This window comes from Undibacterium sp. GW821-FHT07F11 (genome assembly GCF_059418665.1).
In genome coordinates this window covers 459,466-480,014 of record NZ_JBWKQH010000005.1, presented here as the reverse complement: position 1 = coordinate 480,014, position 20,549 = coordinate 459,466, and the positions used below count along the sequence as shown (strand labels likewise).

The 20,549-nt window shown below is 49.8% G+C and carries 14 protein-coding genes; 6 read left to right on the top strand and 8 right to left on the bottom strand.

The annotated features are described in order from the left end of the window. Positions 1–45 precede the first annotated feature (45 nt). From AC07OI_RS15470 to AC07OI_RS15460, 3 genes are all read left to right on the top strand, one after another. Complete coding sequence (locus tag AC07OI_RS15470; RefSeq protein WP_495257861.1) at positions 46–2,145, top strand: TonB-dependent receptor plug domain-containing protein; 2,100 nt, start codon at positions 46–48, stop codon at positions 2,143–2,145. A 171-nt stretch (positions 2,146–2,316) separates the two neighbouring features. Further along, entirely contained in the window at positions 2,317–3,192 is an 876-nt protein-coding gene (locus AC07OI_RS15465; protein WP_495257839.1) for an AraC family transcriptional regulator, read from the top strand. A gap of 87 nt (positions 3,193–3,279) precedes the next feature. Further along, the gene (locus tag AC07OI_RS15460) at positions 3,280–4,134 is read left to right on the top strand and encodes a metal-dependent hydrolase (RefSeq protein WP_495257838.1); all 855 of its coding nucleotides are present in this window, start codon (positions 3,280–3,282) and stop codon (positions 4,132–4,134) included. 96 nt (positions 4,135–4,230) lie between these two features. On the opposite strand, the gene AC07OI_RS15455 is transcribed toward AC07OI_RS15460, so the two are convergent. The 6 genes from AC07OI_RS15455 to AC07OI_RS15430 all read right to left on the bottom strand — a co-directional run bounded on the left by AC07OI_RS15455 (position 4,231) and on the right by AC07OI_RS15430 (position 11,905). Further along, a complete protein-coding gene (locus AC07OI_RS15455; protein ID WP_492703615.1) occupies positions 4,231–5,556 on the bottom strand; it encodes a TolC family outer membrane protein in 1,326 nt (441 codons plus the stop codon). Positions 5,557–5,579: 23 nt separating this feature from the next. Further along, the gene (locus tag AC07OI_RS15450; RefSeq protein ID WP_492703614.1) at positions 5,580–5,903 is read right to left on the bottom strand and encodes a rhodanese-like domain-containing protein; all 324 of its coding nucleotides are present in this window, start codon (positions 5,901–5,903) and stop codon (positions 5,580–5,582) included. Between the two features lie 27 nt (positions 5,904–5,930). Next, entirely contained in the window at positions 5,931–6,581 is a 651-nt protein-coding gene (locus tag AC07OI_RS15445) for a protein-L-isoaspartate O-methyltransferase family protein (RefSeq protein WP_492703613.1), read from the bottom strand. Positions 6,582–6,621: 40 nt separating this feature from the next. Continuing rightward, a complete protein-coding gene (locus tag AC07OI_RS15440; RefSeq protein WP_495257837.1) occupies positions 6,622–9,822 on the bottom strand; it encodes an efflux RND transporter permease subunit in 3,201 nt (1,066 codons plus the stop codon). A gap of 2 nt (positions 9,823–9,824) precedes the next feature. After that, entirely contained in the window at positions 9,825–10,991 is a 1,167-nt protein-coding gene (locus AC07OI_RS15435; RefSeq protein WP_495257836.1) for an efflux RND transporter periplasmic adaptor subunit, read from the bottom strand. Positions 10,992–11,275: 284 nt separating this feature from the next. Next, entirely contained in the window at positions 11,276–11,905 is a 630-nt protein-coding gene (locus tag AC07OI_RS15430) for a TetR/AcrR family transcriptional regulator (protein WP_492703610.1), read from the bottom strand. Between the two features lie 1,250 nt (positions 11,906–13,155). On the opposite strand from AC07OI_RS15430, the gene AC07OI_RS15425 reads away from it, so the two are divergent. Then, on the top strand, positions 13,156–14,115 hold the full coding sequence (locus tag AC07OI_RS15425) for a phospholipase A (protein ID WP_495257835.1): 960 nt from the start codon (positions 13,156–13,158) through the stop codon (positions 14,113–14,115). A 113-nt stretch (positions 14,116–14,228) separates the two neighbouring features. Here the strand turns inward: AC07OI_RS15425 and AC07OI_RS15420 are convergent, their stop codons facing one another. Both AC07OI_RS15420 and AC07OI_RS15415 read right to left on the bottom strand, forming a co-directional pair. Then, the gene (locus AC07OI_RS15420; RefSeq protein ID WP_492703608.1) at positions 14,229–15,251 is read right to left on the bottom strand and encodes a LacI family DNA-binding transcriptional regulator; all 1,023 of its coding nucleotides are present in this window, start codon (positions 15,249–15,251) and stop codon (positions 14,229–14,231) included. A 152-nt stretch (positions 15,252–15,403) separates the two neighbouring features. Continuing rightward, on the bottom strand, positions 15,404–16,984 hold the full coding sequence (locus AC07OI_RS15415) for a tryptophan halogenase family protein (RefSeq protein WP_492703607.1): 1,581 nt from the start codon (positions 16,982–16,984) through the stop codon (positions 15,404–15,406). 378 nt (positions 16,985–17,362) lie between these two features. On the opposite strand from AC07OI_RS15415, the gene AC07OI_RS15410 reads away from it, so the two are divergent. Further along, positions 17,363–19,792 (top strand): TonB-dependent receptor, encoded by a 2,430-nt coding sequence (locus tag AC07OI_RS15410; protein WP_495257834.1) that lies wholly within the window; start codon positions 17,363–17,365, stop codon positions 19,790–19,792. Positions 19,793–20,018: 226 nt separating this feature from the next. Then, the gene (locus tag AC07OI_RS15405) at positions 20,019–20,495 is read left to right on the top strand and encodes a cache domain-containing protein (protein WP_492703605.1); all 477 of its coding nucleotides are present in this window, start codon (positions 20,019–20,021) and stop codon (positions 20,493–20,495) included. Positions 20,496–20,549: the final 54 nt, after the last annotated feature.

Sequence of the window (20,549 nt, the reverse complement as noted above, 5' to 3'; positions counted from 1 at the left end):
TTTATGATGAATGCATTAAAGCAATGACTGACCTCGGGAGGAATGATGTACTTGCCACCACATACAGCCATGCTGACAGCCATACTCTTGTCATTTTCACTGGCAGCCCATGCCAGTGCAGACAATAATGAAGAAGACGATGATCTGAAGGCCATTTATGGCGACAAGCTGACCGTCAGCATTGCCACAGGCAGCCAAAAATCCTTGCGACTGGCTCCCGCCGTCACCAGTGTCATCACTGCCGCTGATATCCGTGCCATGGGGGCTACTGATCTGGATCAGGTTTTGGAAACCGTGGCTGGCATGCATGTCGAAAAAATAGGTGCCAACTATTTTTCCGCCTATGTATTGCGTGGCATTATCAATGAACTCAATTCGCAAATCCTGGTGTTGCAAAACGGTGTGCCAATGACGGTGCTGCTAACCGGTAACAGGTCACGACTCTGGGGTGGCTACCCCTTGCAGCATATCTCGCGCATTGAAATCATACGCGGGCCAGGCTCTGCCTTATATGGAGCAGATGCCTATAGTGGCGTGATCAATATCATCACCAAAAATTCCACGGAAATACAGGGCACAGAATTTGGTGTCACCGCCGGTTCATTTTCTACCCGTGATGTCTGGATACAGCATGGCGGAAAATTGGGCAGCATGGACTTTGCTGCCTATTTGCGGACAGGTAAAACCACAGGTAGTGCCAGCATCATTGAAGCCGATGCACAAACCGGGCTGGACCGCGTGTTTGGCACGCATGCCAGCCTGGCACCTGGCCCCATGAATAACGGCCACGATGCAATTGATGCCAATCTTGATTTAAGCTACGAAAAATGGCGCTGGCGCAGCAATTTCATCTTGCGTGACAACATAGGTACGGGTACTGGCGTTTCTTCTTCCCTCGACCCGGTTGGTAAACTGAAAAGCCAACGCCTTACTTCAGACATCTCCTGGAGTGACAACCATATAGGACAGGACTGGGGCCTGGGCTTCAATCTCAGCTACGTGCAATACTTGCAGCGTCTGCCAATGCCTCTTGTGCTTTATCCGGCAGGTGTTACTTTCCCCACGGGCAGTTTTCCAAATGGCATCATAGGATCACCAAATACTTCAGAACGGCAAATACGTGTTTCGGCTTATGCCATGTATTCAGGCTGGCGCGAGCATCAGCTACGTATCGGTGTCGGGCATGATGACCTGAACATGTACGATACTTATGAATTCAAAAATTTCCTGATTACCCCGGCTGGGCTACCCCAACCAGCAGGGGCAGTACAAACGTATACCGGCACGCTGGCATTTCTCGAGCCACACCGGCGCAAGATTGACTATGTGTACATTCAGGATGAATGGCAATTCGCTCCCGACTGGAACCTGACCGCAGGGCTCAGGCATGACCGTTACTCTGATGTCGGCAGCACCACCAACCCGCGTCTGGCGCTGGTGTGGGATGCAGCCTATAACCTGACCGGCAAACTCATGTATGGTGAAGCTTTCCGTGCGCCGTCTTTTGCCGAGCTGTACAGCATCAATAATCCAGCCCAGCGTGGCAACCCGTCCATACTACCTGAGAGCATCAAAACGCTGGAGGCGGCCCTGATCTGGCAGGCGCGCAGTGACTTGCAGGCAAAATTCAATATTTTCCAGTTCAAGATGAAAAACCTGATACGCACCGTGCCCAATGCGATCAAAGGAACTGGCAGCTCCTATGCCAATACCAATAGCCAGGAAGGGCATGGCATGGAAATGGAATTGAACTGGCAAGCCGGCCGCCAGTTGCGATTAAGCGGTAATTACAGCTATCAAGTCAATACAGACCAGATCACCAATCAGGATGCCGGTTATGCGCCGCACCACCATGTCTTCGCACGCGCCGACTGGCAACTTGCACAAAACTGGTTATTGAGCCCGCAATTCAACTGGGTGGCAGGACGCAAGCGCACCGTTGGCGACTTGCGCCCACCAGTGGCTGACTACAAGACTCTTGATCTCAGTCTGCGCACCAATGCCGGTGCATGGGAAATATCCGGCAGCATACGCAATCTGACAAATGCCGACGCCCGTGAACCCAGTTTTGCGCCGGGCAGTATCCCGAATGACATACCACTGGCGAAACGCAGTTTTTATCTGCAGCTCATGTATAAAATGTGATCGTCACTTTATGTATGAGCGTTAGCTTTGCAGCACGAAGCGGCAAGCCTGTTTGTTTAGGCAGAATTCAGTTCACGATCAAAAATAAAACGAGTTGTGCTCACCAACTCTTGTTTGAAATCACAAAGTGTCAGAAGCTTTGAGTAAAATAGCGCCTGACTCTGAAACATAGTGACCAACCGGACTACCTTGCATACTCCTATCAATTATCAGGTTTTTCCTTCCCACCCCAAATTATCTCCATTACTCATGCATGTCATGGTGGTGGAACTGGATGCTTGCGAAGCATTTTTACCTGCCAGCTTAAGTCCTGCCATCATGCTGTTTGCCCATGGCGGAGGGGTAGTGATACAGGAGGATCAATCCGAGATAGTCGCCGAGCGCTTCTTTTTACGCGGCCCTGTGATGGAGTCTACGCACGTTCGATATGAAGCAAAATCTCTGGCATTGTCAGTATGTTTTCGCCCTGGCATGTTGCAGCAAGCCACGGGCATCAATGTTGCCAGCATTGCGGGGAATGCCCTGCCCTTTCATGAACTGGTAAGCGCAGAGCGTGTCCAGGCCTTCTTGCAAACGCTGGACGATCTGCGGGATGTCAGTGCCATCGTTGCACTATTTCAGGAATTTTTACTTGATGTGCTGGATCACAGGCCCAGAAGCAGTATGGGTGCGGCATTTCTGGCAGCCCACAAAAAAATCTTCTTTCCCTTGCTGGAATTATCCGAGTATTTTGGCATAGGTCAAAGGCAACTGGAGCGACGAGTGCGTGAAAATTTTGGTGTCACCCTGCGCGATGTCAGGCGCATAGTCCGATTTGGTTTTTCCCTGCCATACATCATCAAGCCCGATGTCGCCTGGGGTGACCTGACTCAAATTGCCCAGGATGCCGGTTATTACGACCAGGCGCACATGCACCGCGAATATCTGGAACTGGCAGGCATACCACCGGCGCAGCTCAGGCAAAAAATCAGTGCCCGTGATCCTGCCTACTGGATTTATCTGATCTCAGATAAAGACTTCAATAATCTTTTTCTGATGATAGATTGACGGGTCGGTACAAATTTGACGCTTTGGTACAAGTAAGAATCAGGCTAATTATTTAAACTGTTTTTCATTACAGACATGAGAAACGTGATGAATATGAGCCAGGACAAAAACAACATTCGAAAACCGCTGCAAGTGCGTCAATTAAAAATCGATTTATCCCAGGGATTCTCACGTCACTGGTTGGGAGGTGATGCCTTCCGCACCCATTTGTTCAATGCACAGTCCTTCAGCTTCCCGCTCGGTGAGCAATATTTCATCGACAGCGTCAAAGCAGCCCTGCCCTTGCTCAAGGATGAGCAACTGAAAGAAGAGATCAAGGGTTTCATAGGCCAGGAAGCCAGTCACCGCCATATCCATGCACAATATAATCAGCATTTGAATACACAGGGATTGAGCTATTTTATCGAGCCATTCGTCAAGTGGCGCATACGCAGTGCCGCCAGTGTCAGCGTCAAAAGCAATCTCGCCATCACGATCGCGTATGAGCACTTCACCGCCATTTTTGCCGATGGTGCATTGAGTGAGCCATGCTGGATAGGTGATGCAGAAGAACCGTTGAAAACCTTGTGGACCTGGCATTCCATAGAAGAGACAGAACACAAATCCGTGGCCTTTGACACTTATCATGCGATAGGTGGCGGTTATCTGCGACGCATAGCTTGGTTTTTGTATGTGACCATGCTGTTCAGTTTTGATACCACGGTGCAAACCTTGCATTGCCTGTATCGCGATGACCAATTATTCAAACTCAGGACCTGGTGGCAGGCGCTTAAATATTGTCTGCGTCCACGTGGCTTGCTGTGGTTTTCACTGCCACATTACCTGGCTTATTTCAAACCTGGCTTCCAGCCCTGGGAACGCGAGAATCTGTATCTGACCGAGCAATGGCTGGCAGAACAAAAGCCTGTTTACCGTGAGATCGGCAAACCTGTTGAATCTTGAAAAGCCTGCGCCCAAAGAAAAAGCTCGCCGTCGGCGAGCTTTTTCTTTGGAGATTACATTCAGGAACGCAGTTCTAGTCCTGACAAACCGCTTAGCTTAATGCTGCAGCAAAGTATTCACTTCTGCCAGATCGTCTTCCTTCAAGGTACCTGCCGCAGATTTCAAACGCAGGCCATTCAGGATAGTGTCATAACGCGCTTTCGCCAGCGTCTGACGTGTGGTGTACAACTGTTGCTGTGCATTCAGTACGTCGATGTTGATACGCACACCAACCTGATAACCAAGCTTGTTGGAATCCAGTGCGGATTGGCTGGAAATTTCAGCCGCTTCATAGGCTTTCACCTGTGCCAGACCAGAATTCACACCGACAAATGCCTGGCGTGCACCCTGTGCAGCAGTACGGCGGGCGTTTTCATAATCACTGCGTGACTTGTCTTCCAGCGCAATCGCTTCCTTGACACGGCTGTCAACAGAAAAGCCAGAGAAAATCGGAATATTCCACTGCACACCTATGGTAGTCGGTTTGACGACGCCAGTACCGTTAGGATTAGTTGCGCCTGCATTTGAAGTACGGCCAGTGCTGGCGACCAGATCAACTGTAGGATAGTGTCCAGCACGATTTTTTTGTATCTCGCGCTTGGCAATTTCTACTGCCACTTGCGAAGCCACCACACCAAAATTTTGTTTTTCTGCAGAAGATACCCAGTCATCAATCACAGCTGGTTGTGGCTCGCTCAGTTTGACGCCAACTTTCAGGGTAGCCAGTTCACCAGCATCCTTGGCGATAATTTGCTGCAGAGCCGCGCGCTTGACTTGCAAGTCACTCTGACCGGCAAATTCCTGCGCCGTTACCAGGTCATAACGAGCCTGCGCTTCGTGGGTATCAGTAATAGTCGAGGTACCCACTTCAAAATTGCGTTTGGCAGAAGCCAGTTGTTCGGAGATCGCGCTTTTTTGTGCGCGCAAGGTTTCCAGCGTATCCTGAGCTGCCAGTACATCAAAATAGGCCTGGGCAACACGCAAGATCAAATCCTGTCTGGCTTGTGCAAACTGCGCTTCGCTGACCAGCAGGGATAACTTGCTCTGTTCGTATTGCTGCCAGTTACCCCAGTTGAACAAGGGTTGGGACAGGGCCAGGGTCCACATATTGGTCACACCTTTTAAAGTGCGGGAACCGGAAACCACGTCGTTTTCGGCATCGGTACTCGACTTGGTGTCACTACCTTTCAGAGCGATACCGGGCAACAGACCTGCACGACCTTGCACAGGTTTTTCCTGACCTGCTGTCAGGCTGGCGCGGGCACTTGCATACTGCGCATCATTTGCCAAAGCATCCTTGTATATTTGCAGCAAATCAGTCGCATTTGCATTCATCGTCAAGAAAGCAGAGGCCAGCAGTGTGGCAAGAATAGGATTACGCATGTAAGGCTCCGAAAAAAAGTAAATTAATAAGTGGGCATACCCGTATCAACTTGTTGTGCCCATGCATGCACACCACCAGTCAGATTAATTGTTTGGGTATAGCCCTGACGCTCTAAAAAATTTGCTACCTGCATACTGCGCCCGCCGTGATGGCAAATACAGACAATCACGTCATCCGGTTCCAGCTCATGAAAGCGAGTTGGCACTGTCTGCATGGGCATCAATTGCACACCCGGGATATGACAAGTTTCATACTCCCAAGGTTCCCGTACATCGAGTAAAACCGGGGCTTTTTTACTACTATCGTTTAACCATTGCGCCAACTCTGTTGCAGTAATGTTTTCCATGACATGTCTCCCGTTTTGTTCTCAGGATTACAGGCTGAAATGTGAAACCGGCTTGGCACCTGGTGCTGCCTCAACCACGGTTTCAAACAGGTTTTGCTTGTTCACCGCAGACGCGGAAGTACGCGTGAATAACTGTGCTGTCAATGCCGGCAGTTGTCCGACGAAAGCCAGCAAGCGGCCACCCACATTCAATTGCTGCTGCAAATGTTCGGGCAATTCTTCCAGGCCGCCAGCAATGACGATGGCATCATAGCTGCCAGTATTTTTATCACTGAAGGCATCCGCCAGAACCACATCGACATTGCTGACATGATTGCGATGCAGATTGCCGGTCGCCAGTTCATGCAAAACTTTGGATGATTCCAGCACAGTCACGTGACGGGCAGAGTAAGCCAGCAAGGCCGCCAGATAACCAGTGCCAGCACCTACCAGCAAGACATTTTCCTGTTTCTTCAACGCCAGCTCTTGCAGGATGCGCGCTTCCAGCTTGGGTGTCATGGCCTTGCTGCCATCGGGCAAAGGTAATTCAGTATCAAAGAACGCCAGGCTTTTTTGTTCTGCCGGGAAATAATCTTCGCGTTTAACCACAATCAGCATATCCAGTACTTCCTGGTTCAACACATTCCAGGGGCGGATTTGTTGCTCTATCATGTTGAAGCGTGCTTTTTCGATATTCATTTCTATACTCGATTGCAAAATTGATGGAAACGGCATTTTATCAAAGCGCTTGGGCAGTTTGACGATTACCGCGCCATTTTTGCGTAATCCATAGACCAAGATCATCCAAATACGTATAAATCACTGGCACCACCACCAAAGTCAGCAATGAAGACGTGATAATCCCGCCTATCACAGCCTGGCCCATGGGGGCACGCTGCTCGGAACCTTCAGACAAGGCAAATGCCAGTGGCACCATGCCAAACACCATCGCCAGCGTCGTCATCAGGATGGGGCGCAGGCGCACATGGGCGGCTTCCAGCAAGGCTTCCATGCGGTCCATACCTTCTTTTCTTGCCTGATTAGCAAAATCTACCAGCAAAATCGCATTTTTGGTAACTAATCCCATCAACATGATGAAGCCAATGATGGAAAACATATTCAGCGTAGAGCGGAAGAACATCAAAGCCAGGAAAACACCGATCAAAGTCATGGGCAAAGCTGACATGATGGCTATCGGTTGCAAGAAACTGGCGAATTGCGATGCCAAAATCATATAAATGAAAATCACCGCCAGGGCCAGGGCAGACAAGGCATAGCCAAAAGACTCAGTCATATTCTTGGTGGCACCACCCATCTTGTAGCGATAGCCAGGTTGCCATTGCATGCCTTCCAACACTTTTTTGACCTCGGCACTAACTTCACCAGCTGAGCGGCCCACCACATTGGCTGACAATTCAACTTCGCGGTTGAGGTCACGGCGGTTGATCTGGTTCGCTCCTGTTGATGGCTTGATGTCTGCCACCTGACGCAAAGGCACCATTTTTGGTGAACCGTCTGCATTGGTTTGCGTACTGCTCAGCATCAGGCGCGAAAGATCTTCAGGATTATTCCTGTCATTCGGTGACAGGCGCACGGTAACATCATAGTTTTCATCATCCGGTGCACGCCAGGTAGTGGCAATTTCACCTGCCAGCAAAGGCCGCAAGGCGCCACCTATCTGGGCTACACCCACACCGAGGTCAGCAGCAATATCACGACGCGGCTGCACCGAGATCGTCGGCTTTTGCGCTTTCAGGCTGGAATCCAGATCCACCAGGCCAGGAATAGCGCGTAATTTGTCCTGCACCAGCTCCGACAATTTCGCCAGCTCAGCCAGATCACTGCCCTGCAAACTGAAACGCAAATTCTTGTTATCACCACCTACGCCATCCAGCGCACCGATATGCGTGACCGTGATACCGGCTATCTGGCTCAGGCGGGTGCGCAGTGGTACTGACATCTGGCTGGTCGTCCTCGCCCTGTCCTTGCGTGGTACCAGGCGGATAAAGGTGGTCACATAATTCTTGCCCTGTGCCGAGCCGGTATTCACTGTGCTATAGGTATCCAGCACTTCAGGGAATTCCTTTACTACCGCTTCTACCTGATGCACCTTGGTCTCAGTCAATTCCAGTGACGAGCCTACTGGTGTGTAGTAGTTGACGCCCGTTTCAGAATAATCAGCCTGCGGTACAAATTCTGAACCGATCAGACCTGTGCCCGGTATTGCCAGGCCCAGGAAAAAAGTCAGTACAGCGATCAGCAAGGTTTTGATGCGGTGCTTGAGCGACCAGCGCAGCATCACCTGATAGCCGCGCGAAAACCATTGCACGCCACGTTCAAACTGTTCCAGCACACGGCCTATGCTATTTGCATACCAGCCCTTGCGAATGGACTTGCCGTTTTCATCTACCGTAGGATGGCCATGGGCATCCGGATCAGGCCAGATCGACGACAGCATAGGGTCCAGCGTGAAAGAGACAAACATGGAAATCAATACGGCGGCGGTGACGGTAATACCAAACTGATGGAAAAAGCGGCCGATAATCCCGCCCATGAAACCCACAGGCAAGAACACGGCAACGATGGAGAAAGTCGTCGCCAATACCGCCAGACCTATCTCTGCCGTACCTTCCAGCGCTGCCGTATGGTGATCCTTGAACTTGCCGTTGACCTTCATTCCAGCATGACGCACGATGTTTTCACGCACGACGATGGCATCATCAATCAGCAAACCCACGCACAGCGACAAAGCCATCAGGGTGATCATGTTGATGGTGAAGCCAAACATGTCCATGAACAGGAAAGTGCCTATCAAGGCCACCGGCAAGGTCAGGCCAGTGATGACCGTTGAGCGCCACGAATTCAGGAACAGGAAGACGATCAAGATGGTCAGTGCTGCACCTTCGATAAGAGTGCGACGCACATTCTCAACACCTACACGTATCTGGCGTGAACCATCCTTGATGACTTGTACTTTGACGCCAGGAAACTGTGCCTGCAATTGCGGTTCCAGTGCCTTCAGTGCATCGGTCAGTCCATTCGCAACCTCAATCGTGTTCTGCCCTTGCGCCTTCAAAATATCCAGTGCCACGGTACGCTGGCCGTTGTACAGGGCCAGGCTCTCTTGCTCTTCCTGACCATCCACCACGCTGGCAACTTGCGACAGCAGTACCGGCTGGCCACCGCGGCGGGCGACGATGATGCGGGCAAAGTCTTGCGGGTTCTTGATGCGGCCCTGTATCTGCACGACTTTTTCATTATCAAGTGCACGGATGGCACCGGTAGGCAACTCCTGGTTTTCATTGCGCAAGGCATTGATGACCTGATCAACACCCAGACCCAACGACTCCATTTCACCAGGCTTGAGATAAATCTTGATTTCGCGCTTGACGCCACCGACCAGGGTAACCGAGCCTACTCCACGTACATTTTCCAGACGCTTTTTCACCAGTTGATCACCGATGGTGGTCAGTTCACGGAAATCGCGCTTCTTGATCTTGTCGTCATTCGTCACCGAGACCGAGAAGATGGGTTTGTCAGAAGGGTCATAACGAGTCACCCTTGGTTCTTTGACTTCTTTGCGAAAGCCTGCCTTGATGAGGGCCACTTTTTCACGCACATCCTGTGCTGCCTGTGCAGGATCAACGGTCAGGTCAAACTCCAGAATGACGACAGAGGTGCCTTCGTAAGAACGCGAAGTCAGGGCGCTGATACCGTTGATGGTATTGACAGTCTCTTCAACCTTGCGGGTGATGTCGGACTCTATGGTCTCAGGCGCTGCACCGGGATAATCGGTCTGGATCACCACCACAGGAAAAGTAATATCGGGGAACTGGTCTACCCGCAAACGTTTGTAAGAGAACAAACCCAGCACCACAAAGGCCACCATCATCATGGTCGCCAGCACCGGGTTGCCTATGCTGATACGTGTGAACCACATGATTACACCTTGCCTGTCGTTGTAATCAGCTTCACAGCCACGCCTGCACGCAGGCGACCCAGATTTGCTTTGACTATCTTTGCTTGCGGTGCAAGGCCAGAAACTACCTCAACCACAGGCTTGCCCTGGCTTTCGCCACGCAGGCCCAGCTTCACCGGCTTTTGTTGCAAGACATTGTTTTCTATCGCATACACGAAAGCCTGTTCAGCTTCGTACTGTATGGCAGTATCAGGCACGGTCAATACTTCAGATTTTTTATCAACCACCAGTTGCGCTTCACCAAACATGCCTGCACGCAAAATAGCCTCTGGATTTGCTACCTGCACATAGGTCATGATGGAGCGTGAACCTGCTGTTGTGGCCGGGTTGATACGCACTACCTTGCCATCGACAGCTGCTGGCACACCTTCTATTTTCAGTTGCACGGCCTGACCAATTTTGATGCTGGCAATATCCTGCGTTGGCACCGGTGCTTCCATTTCCAGCATGCGTAAATCAACGACATCCAGTAAACGATTATCTGGCGAAATCTTTTCACCAGGTTGCACCATGCGGTTGCTGATCATCCCTGAAATGGGCGCGCGTATGACAGTATCTGCCAGCGCTTTTTGCGCGACATTCAACGCAGCTTTGGCACTGTCTACATTGGCCAGGGCAATGGCATACTGACTGTTGGTATTGTCGTAGGCATTTTTGGAAATAAAACTTTTTTCCAGCAAGGCTTTGTTGTTGTCGCGCGCCAGACGGGCGATTTCCATTTGTCCCTGGGCAGCGGACAAAGCGCCTTTAGCTTGCTCTTGTCGCGCCAGATAATCACTGCTGTCCATCTTGACCAGGACTTGGCCAGCCTGTACGGCCTCGCCTTCACGCACCAGCACTTCGGTAATATCACCAGCCACCCTGGCTTTGACAGCTGCCTGATTGATGGCCCGCAAAGCCCCTGACAAGGCCAGGAGTTTTCTGACTTCTGTGTTGCCAACTTCTACGATGTCGGCAGGTAGAAATTCCAGCACTGCAGGAGTTGCTTGCCCAGACACCGCTACTGAACTTGCCGATGCAGTGGCTGATGCCTGAACGACATTACCCTGAGATTTTTTTTTCATGACTATCATGCCAGTAGCCAGCAACAGCACGACAGCAATGATCCAGAAAGTCTTGCGCTTTAACATGATTGTTTTCCAAAAGTAATTGTTTCAGGACCTGGGGCTAAGACGGTCAATAAACTGTCCAGGTCATAAGAAACCCTGACTTTAAAGCCTGACACAAGGTGAGGGTCAAGCAGCGCATACTCTCCAATAAGTAAAAACCTGCCTACGATCTTACTGCGCGAGCGTGATCGGGGCTCATGTGCTGCTCAAAATGCTCATGTACTAGAAGTACATTCCGCTTTTTGCGCTGCTCTTCACCCCGCTGACGCCCGCTCGCTACAGATCGTAAACACGTTCTAAGAAATCTATTTTTTCAACAAACTATGCAGGGCCATCTCTATATAGTGCTCAATATAGGTATCGAGCTGATCTGGATCTACCTTGCAAACTCCTTGCGAATGTTTCCAGATCATCATCATGATCATCGGCGCAATCAAGAGCCGGGAATCGATTTCCAGATTCACTTCCCGTATATCCCCGCGCGCCATACCGCGCTTTAGCATCTTCACGACCAGGTTTTCACCACGGTCGATGACCTCTTCCTGGTAAAACCTGGCCAGTTCAGGAAAATTGCCGGCTTCTGCCATCATCAGCTTGGGCAAGCCAGACAATTTGTTTTTACCTACACTGCCCCACCAGGTAGTCATGATGAGGCGGAATAATTCTTCACTCCCTCCTTCAAACTGATCAATGACACCCTCAGCCTCACCTATCAGGGGAACGATGCTTTCCCTGACTACGGCCTTGAACAACTCTTCCTTACTGCAGAAATACAGGTACAAAGTCCCCTTGGAGACACCGGCAGCACGCGCCACGTCGTCCAGACGTGTTGCCGCGAAACCGCGCTCAACAAATAAATCGAGGGCAGCAGCGAGTAATTCTTGCGGGCGTGCATCCTTGCGGCGCTCCCACTTGGGCTTAAAAGGGCATGACATATTAGCAACAACTCAATTAACTTACTTTTGAGTCAGTAATATAGTCTGCGCCCAGATCAGCGTCAAGATAAACACTTGTTACGTCCGAATAAAGTCTTGAACGAAACAGTAAATTCTTAAATATCAAGCAATAGTCAAACAATAAAACCTTAAACAATCGCTAGTCTGCAGTTGAAACCATCCGAAGATGCTTATTAAGCAACCACAAATTAGAAGCCATTGTATCTATCATGCAAATTGAGCTGGCTTTGAAATTTTGCTATACCTACATTCCCAACTGATCTTCAGCTACTTTGCCTAGCAGCTTCACTTATTACAATCGCTATGCGACAGGATGCAAAATTTAGTAGATCAAACATAAGAATTTCGGAACAGGCTGCAGATATATAACAGCCGGCCTTTAGAAAATACAAAGAAAGTCCGTCAATTTGCGAGAAATTTTATTAGCCAAAACTTCTTAAAGCAGTCAGTTATTTTTAGGACTTATTTTGCATTAGCAGGCAGGATGGCTCATGTTGCGGATTTGTTCCCATCATTGCTCGTTTCTTAGAACTCCTCTATAAGCTTGTCACCATCATTGATTTTTTCCTCAAATCGGCAACTAATGCGGAAAGCCATCGAAACGACTCTGCTCACAATAAATCGCGAATTCAAATTTTCATCCGTCTGTTTTTGTGCATTTAATTATGCAGTCAGCAATTAGCCAGAATTATGTTTGCTACCGAACATACGACTTGACGAAGCCCACTTATCCTCGTCAATAGAACTCATTTCATAAATAGGGTGAGTGCGAACAAGACGATTTGGGATGCAATGCAAGGCCTCGGGTGCGTACCCCGTGCAGCTAAAACTCCTGCCTTAGTAAAGGGCGCAACGCTGCTATGCGCCCAAATCGTCAGTTCCCGAAGGGTTTGCCTCACTGCCTTGTCTCCTTGCAGGACGCATGTGCGCTGGTAAGCGCACATCGTACGCAGACGTGCAACATGTTGCCCAATGTGGGCCACACGATACCCCTGCTTTACCCTTGCCAGCCCACGTTATGGGGCAAACGCATCTCACCCTATTTACGAAATGAGTTCTAATAAAACAAGCATATCGACTGGTTAACTTAACCACGCGATGTGTTACCGACTCGCAACTTGACAGTTAAAGCGCATATGCTCGCTCACCTCAAAAAAATAATATTACCTCTGTTTATACTTTCGCCTGCGTTATTTAGCCAGGCACAGGCTAGCGAGATGGAACAACAAATGCTGCGTTGTTCCGTGCTCGGCGACGCGAGTGTCCGTCTTAGTTGCTTTGATGCCCTCGCCAAGGCCTCTACCCCAGTGGAGGCCGACAAACCAATTGCCAAGGCAGAAGCTCTGCAAGATTTGAAAGAGACCGTGGCACCTGAAAAGCCACCAGAAGCAGCACCCGAAATGTCGCGCATGGTGCAACGCTGGGAACTCGATGAAGCATCCAAGCGCGGCAAATTCGTGTTTCGGCCTCATCATGATAATTATCTGCTGGTGGCAAATTACAGCAATGCCTCGAACGATGAACCGTTCAAGAACGTCACACCTGCCGGCGTCAAATCCAAGCATGTAGAATTGACTTATCAACTGAGCATGAAAATGAAACTGGCTGAAGAAGTGGGTAGCTCGCCTGTTGATGTGTGGGTGGCCTACACCCAGCAAAGTTTTTGGCAGGCGTATAACCGCAGTGCATCCAGCCCTTTCCGCGAGACCAATTACCAGCCAGAAGCCATGGCAATGATCCCTGTCAATAAAAGCATAGGTGATTTCAATATCCGATACCTTAATTTTGGCCTGGTACATCAGTCAAATGGTCAGACCTCGACTTTATCACGCAGTTGGAACCGCATCTATGCTGAGCTGGGTGTTGAACACGGCAATTTTTCAATCAGCACCAGAGTCTGGCGTCGTCTCGATAATGCCAGGTCAGATAATGACAATATCGATATCGTTGATTACTTGGGGCATGGCGACATACATGCCACATATCGCGAAAAAGGCGGGCGCGAATTTTCCCTGACCGCACGCCGTAATTTCAATACCGGCCATGGTGCATTACAAGCCAGCCTCGCTATGCCTATTACTACCAATCTGAAGGCTTATTTCCAGATGTTCTCGGGATATGGTCAGAGCCTGATTGACTATAATTATTCGCAAAAATCAATCGGTGCGGGATTCATGGTTGATTTCTGATTGCTGCGTGTTGTCTCTACATGGCTGTACATTATTTACAGATGAACAGCCATGCAGACATATCTTTTACATGTTTTACTGCCGCAAAGATATGTCCAGCACACCTTCCCTACTTAACGTATCCGTCTGGTGGTTTCCCTGGCAATCAGTTCCAGACCCGGCAAAGTCGTATCGACTTCATTACCAGCTATCAGACCTAGCAGGGTCTTGGTGGCAAGCAAGCCCATGTCATACAGGGGTTGGTGTATGGTGGTCAGCGGTGGCGTGGTATACAGTGAGCTAGGTAAGTCATCGAAGCCTATCAGGGAGATATCTTCCGGCACACGTATGCCCTTGCGATACAAACCCAGCCTGACGCCATAGGCAGAAAGATCGTTAGCTGCAAAAACGGCGCTGAATTGCTGCTGGGTTTCCAGCAAGCGGTTAATCGCCAGCAGGCCACTGGCTTCATGGAAATTACCTTCAGCCACAAGGTTCTTTTCAAATGGAATATTGGCTTCACGCAAGGCTTTTTGATAGCCCTCTTGTCGTTCAGCTGCATCAGTATTGTTTGCCGGCCCAGTAACAAAAGCGATGCGCCTGTGACCCAGTTCTATCAAATGCCGGGTTGCCAGGTACGCCCCATGAACGTTATCGAGCTTGAAGCCAACTGCAGTCTTGCTGTTCAAGCTGCGGCCAGTAGCCACTATGGGTTTGTCGAGGGCGAATTCCAGCACTTTTTTGTCAGCGATACGGCCAGACAGCAAGATGATGCCATCCACTTTACGGGCCAGCAAAAGCTTGATGCGTGCAGCTTCTTCATCGGCATTCCAGTGCCCACTGACGATCACCGACGCATAGCCTGTGCCTTTCAAGCCATCATCAACCCCGTGCAGGGTTTCGTCAAAGAAGGGGCTGGAAATATCCTGCACGACGATGCCTATGGTCATGGAGCGACCACTTTTCAGCCCTTGCGCCAATTGATTGGGCTCGAACTTCATTTCTGCAATGGCAGTTTCTACTGCCTTGCGCTTGTCATCAGAGACCTTGGCCGTGCCGTTCAGGATGCGCGATACCGTGCTGGGCGACACACCCGCCTCACGCGCAACATCCAATAAGGTGACTGGCTCGTTTTTTCTTTTCGTTCTCTCAACCACGCAATGCCTTCCCAAGCAGGGTAATTATTTTAGTATTGACAACTTATCTTCACAATTCAGTGAAAAGCTTTTCACAATTAGCATATCATGGATTTTTGTGCTTGCGCTTTGGTTTTACCTTGCCAGCCATAGAAGCGTAGTATTGAACGCCATCAAGCCCTTCTTGCCAGTACAGAAGGAAGCGGAGATGCCGCCTTGCACAAGTGCTCAACCAGTTTTCTGTGATCAGGCAAGTCAGCCAGGGCGCGCTGCGCCATCTGGGCTATCATCTGAAATTCCTGGGCGGCCTCCTGCTCTTGCGGATACACGAATTTGTTATTAGCCATGTCAGTCTGAAACTCCATTCCATATAAAACGAACTGCCAGCTTGATGGCGGATACATTTCCAGGTCTGCGATAAAGTCCATACGGTGCGGTGGTCGGCAACTCCACATCTTCAGTTTTTCCTGCAGGCTCTCAGGAATGGATGCCACATCCCTGTTATCACGCCAAAATGCAGAGTCTGCTCTTTGGCTCAGGCTGAAATGCATTTTGACGAAATCAACGATGCGCTCATAACGCGCTTTCATATGCTGATTAAACTGGGTTGCCACAGCATCAAACTCACCATTGAATGGGAACAGATAGGTCAGCAAGTATGCAGCTGTTTCTATCAAGCCTATGCCTGATGATTCCAGCGGCTCTATAAAACCACCCGACAAACCTATGGCCACACAGTTCTTTATCCACTGGGTTTCACGGTAACCAACATTGAGCTTCAGTAATCTTGGCGTCATGCCTTCAGCAGCCGGGCCTATATATTTTCGCAAGACTTGTTCTGCCCTCGCCTCGTCAGTATGACGGCTGGAAAACACATAACCGATACCCCGTCTTTGCTGCAAACCTATATCCCATATCCAACCTGCCTCCTGCGCACTTGAAATGGTGTAAGAAGCTATGGGCGCATCGGGCTTTGCATAAGGTACCTGCAAGGCCAGGGCGCGATCTACAAACAGCACATCATTCAAAGACTTGAATGGCGACCCCAGGGTCTTGCCAATCAGGCCAGCGCTAAAACCCGTGCAGTCAATGAACAAATCTGCCGCCAGCACCTGGCCATCTTGCGTATGCACGGCAGCAATGGCTCCATCATCATTGAGTTGCACATGCTCTACTGTTCCCAGTATTTGTTTCACCCCGAGTGACTGCCCATGCTCAGACAATAATGCAGCAAGACGGCCAGCATCGAAATGGTAGGCATAATTCATCGGTCCCAAAAAGTCTTTGTCGGCAAATCTCTTGGGGCCGCGTGATGCATCTGCTATGCATTTTTGCATGGTCACTGCATCAGCGAAAGCTGGCTGTTGACCATCGCGCGCAGCCAGACCTTTGAGCCAGTACGGCAATAATTCCGGACCCCGCTGGCTGGGATGACTGAAAGGATGGAAGTAATGATCAACACCCGGGCTACCAGCTGGCCTGACCCAGTGATCAAAGCGTATGCCCTGCTTGAAGGTAGCGTGACACTCCCGTATGAAGCGCGCCTCATCTATGCCTATCGCCGCCAGCGTACCTCGTATCGAAGGAAAGCTGCCCTCACCAACACCAATAATGCCTATGTCTTTTGACTCGACCAGGCGTATCTGTATACCCTCCCCCTCTTTGGAAGATGACAGATGTCTGGCCATGAAACATGCAGTCAGCCAACCAGCTGTGCCACCACCTACGATCAATACACTTTTTATGGCTTTCATTTGAGCAAGCTCCTCAGTTTAGCTGCGGTCAAGAGTAAATAGCTTCATGGCATTCAGGTATGTTTCAGTAGCAATATCAGCGGCAGTGACATGCAAACACCTTGAAAACCAACTGGCTGGACGGCAATCAATTCCCGTTTATTGCAAATCAATCAGGGATGCAGACTACGCATTGCACAATGGTTTTCATCTCAATCCGGCTTATATTACAACATTTTGAAAACGTTATCATTTTCTGTTTGACACAGAATTCAAGTTTTATGTATTATGAAAACGGTTTCAAAAGAAAATTAAAGAAACACCAATAAGAAAACGTTTTCAAAAACGTCATGGTTTAATCAGAGCAAAAAAACCAATCCAACCTGTAACAGGAGACATATGAAAATCCGCAATCTTGCGACTCGTAAAGTCGCGACTACACCTATACAACTGGCGATCATTACCCTGATCACCAGCATGGGTGCTGCCCAGGCGCAAACACAAGCGCCTGCACCGGCACCAACGACCGCCAGCCAAACCAAGGCCAATAGCGAAAGCACGACCATTTCTGAAGTCATCGTCACCGGCACCAAGCGCGCCACGTCATTGCAAAAAACCCCGGTTGCCATCACAGCTATCAACGCTGCCGCACTGGAAGACGCACACGTGCAAAATGTACAGGACGTGGTCAACCTGGTACCAGGCTTTCAGGCCACTGGCCAGGGTGATCATGGTGTGATTACCATGACCATGCGCGGCATTGGTAATGACAGCGCCAAAACTGAATACGCCGATCCCGAAGTTGCGCTGTTTATTGACGGCATCTATGCACCCCGCCCGGAAGGAGCGACGTCCCTCCTGTTTGACCTGGAAGGCATAGAAGTTTTGCGCGGCCCGCAAGGGACTTTGTGGGGGCGTAATGCCACAGTTGGTGCAGTTAATATGCAAACTGCCAAACCAAAAATTGGCGAAAGTTCTGGCTCGGTAGAAGGTGGTCTGGGCAGCTACAAGCGTTTTGGCAGCCGTGGCACTTTCAATATCCCGGTCAGCAATGAAATGGCCTTGCGCTTTGCCTATGCGCATGAGAAACATGATGGTTATGTCGATTACCAGGCCCCGACCATGCTGTCACTGGATAGCCAGAAAACAGCCTTCGCCACCTATCTGAAAAACGGCGGCACGGTAGTTCCCTTCCAGCCTATCAACTACGCCTTGTTTGTGCAGGATGGCCCCAAATATGGCGCGCAAGACCAGACTGCTGCACGTATCAGCATGCTGTGGAAGCCTAACGCTGCCACCAAGATCGATCTGTCATATGAAAAATTCATAGACCGTGGCACGCCCTCGATGAACTTGCTGCAAACGCCACGTGCAGGACAAAACCATTGGTCAGCATTGATCGATACAGCCCCTTTCACTGAACGCGACAGCGATGCTATCCGGGGCCGCATAGAATATGCCGTAAACAAGGATATGCAACTAACTTACATCGGTGGTTATTCCAAGTTCAGTGGCTCGTCCCGCTTTGATCAGGACGGTGGTGCCAATGCACCTACCAGCTTTACCTCTGGTGGCAGCATGCAGGCAAACAATACCGTTTCATCCAACTATAAAAACTTTAGCCATGAAGTAGAACTGCAATCCATGGGCACGCGTGATGTGGATTGGCAACTGGGTTTGTACTATGGTTCAGAAACCAATGATATCCGTTTTGATATTCCTATCCTGAATGGTACTTACCAGGGCACAGTAGGCTGGCAGGGTTCCTTTATCCAGCCTAAGGAAACAGTAGAAACAGCTGCCGCCTTTGGCCAGGCAACCTGGAATGCCAGCAATGACACGCATATCACTGGCGGCCTGCGTTACACCCAGGACAAGCGCACCAATGTCGATGGCCGCGGCTATGGCTTCTCGGGCAAGCCTGAGCTGAGCCAGGCGGCTATTACACCGAATGTCAATCCTGCTTCTGCCAACTCCAACTTTGCACCCTATTCCTTCAATGATGGCAGCTATAGCGGCAACAAGGTGACAGGCTTGCTGCGCATCTCACACGACATCGATAAAGACAATATGGTCTACGGCAGCATTTCCACTGGCTATAAATCTGGTGGCTTGCAAGATGGCGGCAAAACCTACGGACCTGAGACGCTGACCAACTTTGAACTTGGTTCCAAGAGCACTTTGCTGGGTGGCACAGTCAGGTGGAATAACGCGCTGTACTATGGCAAATTCAAGGACTTCCAGTTCAGTGCGCCAGTCACCGCACCGGATGGCACCCGCGGCTTGCAGACATCGAATGCCGATGGCGCAACGGTGTATGGTTTTGAGTCCGAGCTGGCAGCGAAACTCAGCAAGGATGACAAGTTGCAAGTCACTATTGCCATCGCCAAGGCTACGCTTGGCAACTTGATAGGCGGCTCGAATGACTATGCGCTGCCCGCATGTAAAGTGCCTGGCATCAGCAATTGCCTGGATGTATCAGGCAATACCATGCCGCATACGCCTAAGTTTTCTGCCCAGGTCTTGTACCAGCACACCTTCCATCTGAATGAAGGCACACTGACACCACGCATCAGCCTGCATTATGAGACAGAAACCTGGTTAAGCGTCTTCAATTATGGAGACGGCGACAAACAGGAAGCCTATGCCCGCGCTGATCTTGGCATGCGTTATCAAGCCACAGGCAAATCCAGCTGGTATGCAGACTTCTTTGTCCGCAATGTTGGTGACAATAAAGTCAAGACCAGCGCCATGAATGCAAATGGTCCATGGCAAGCGCAGTATCTGCCGCCGCGTACCTTTGGCGTCAATGTTGGTATTGATTTCTAAATACCAATACTGATCGCGAACTCTAAACTCAAACCTGTAAATCCCCCGACCCACGCAAGTGGCCGGGGTTTTTCTTTATCCACCCTAAAAACAGACGTTTTAGCATTGTTTAACACAAGTGCAAATTACAAACATTGCATTATGTAAATTCACCATTAGAATGAATTCTGGCCAAGCACCACAAAGCTTCCCCTTGCCATGTATTTTTTAATAACAGGAGATCAAGATGCGAAGAATATTTATCAAATCCTTGCTTGCAGTTGCCGGGTTTTCCATGTTGGCACTGAGCCAAGTCTCTGTCGCCGCTGACAAGGGAACTGCAGATGAAGCTATAGCCCTGGTGAAACGCGCTGCAACCTATTTGAAAGAAAATGGCAAAGACAAGGCCTATGCCGAATTCAATAACCCCACCGGTCAATTTGTCGTCAAAGATTTATATGTATTTGTCTACAACACCAATGGCGACGGTATCAACCGTGCACATGGTGCCAATGCCAAGATGGTGGGTAAGAATTTACTGGAATTAAAAGATGCCGATGGCATGCCCATCGTCAAAAGCTTTCTGGATGTTGCCAACAGCAAAACCGGACACGGCTGGGTAGACTATAAATGGCCAAATCCCACCACCAAGATGATGGAACCCAAATCAACCTATATTGAACGTGTGGGTGATGTCTTGATCGGTTGCGGAATTTACAAGTAACTGTTTCTGTCTGAGGCGCAAGTATAAATGCGCCTCAGCAATCTCATCGCCATT

Coding starts and splice junctions, on each gene's coding strand:
- AC07OI_RS15470 (WP_495257861.1), top strand. CDS start 46: ATGTACTTGCCACCACATACAGCCATGCTGACAGCCATACTCTTGTCA.
- AC07OI_RS15460 (WP_495257838.1), top strand. CDS start 3,280: ATGAATATGAGCCAGGACAAAAACAACATTCGAAAACCGCTGCAAGTG.
- AC07OI_RS15455 (WP_492703615.1), bottom strand. CDS start 5,556: ATGCGTAATCCTATTCTTGCCACACTGCTGGCCTCTGCTTTCTTGACG.
- AC07OI_RS15450 (WP_492703614.1), bottom strand. CDS start 5,903: ATGGAAAACATTACTGCAACAGAGTTGGCGCAATGGTTAAACGATAGT.
- AC07OI_RS15445 (WP_492703613.1), bottom strand. CDS start 6,581: ATGAATATCGAAAAAGCACGCTTCAACATGATAGAGCAACAAATCCGC.
- AC07OI_RS15440 (WP_495257837.1), bottom strand. CDS start 9,822: ATGTGGTTCACACGTATCAGCATAGGCAACCCGGTGCTGGCGACCATG.
- AC07OI_RS15435 (WP_495257836.1), bottom strand. CDS start 10,991: ATGTTAAAGCGCAAGACTTTCTGGATCATTGCTGTCGTGCTGTTGCTG.
- AC07OI_RS15430 (WP_492703610.1), bottom strand. CDS start 11,905: ATGTCATGCCCTTTTAAGCCCAAGTGGGAGCGCCGCAAGGATGCACGC.
- AC07OI_RS15425 (WP_495257835.1), top strand. CDS start 13,156: ATGCTGCGTTGTTCCGTGCTCGGCGACGCGAGTGTCCGTCTTAGTTGC.
- AC07OI_RS15415 (WP_492703607.1), bottom strand. CDS start 16,984: ATGAAAGCCATAAAAAGTGTATTGATCGTAGGTGGTGGCACAGCTGGT.
- AC07OI_RS15410 (WP_495257834.1), top strand. CDS start 17,363: ATGAAAATCCGCAATCTTGCGACTCGTAAAGTCGCGACTACACCTATA.
- AC07OI_RS15405 (WP_492703605.1), top strand. CDS start 20,019: ATGCGAAGAATATTTATCAAATCCTTGCTTGCAGTTGCCGGGTTTTCC.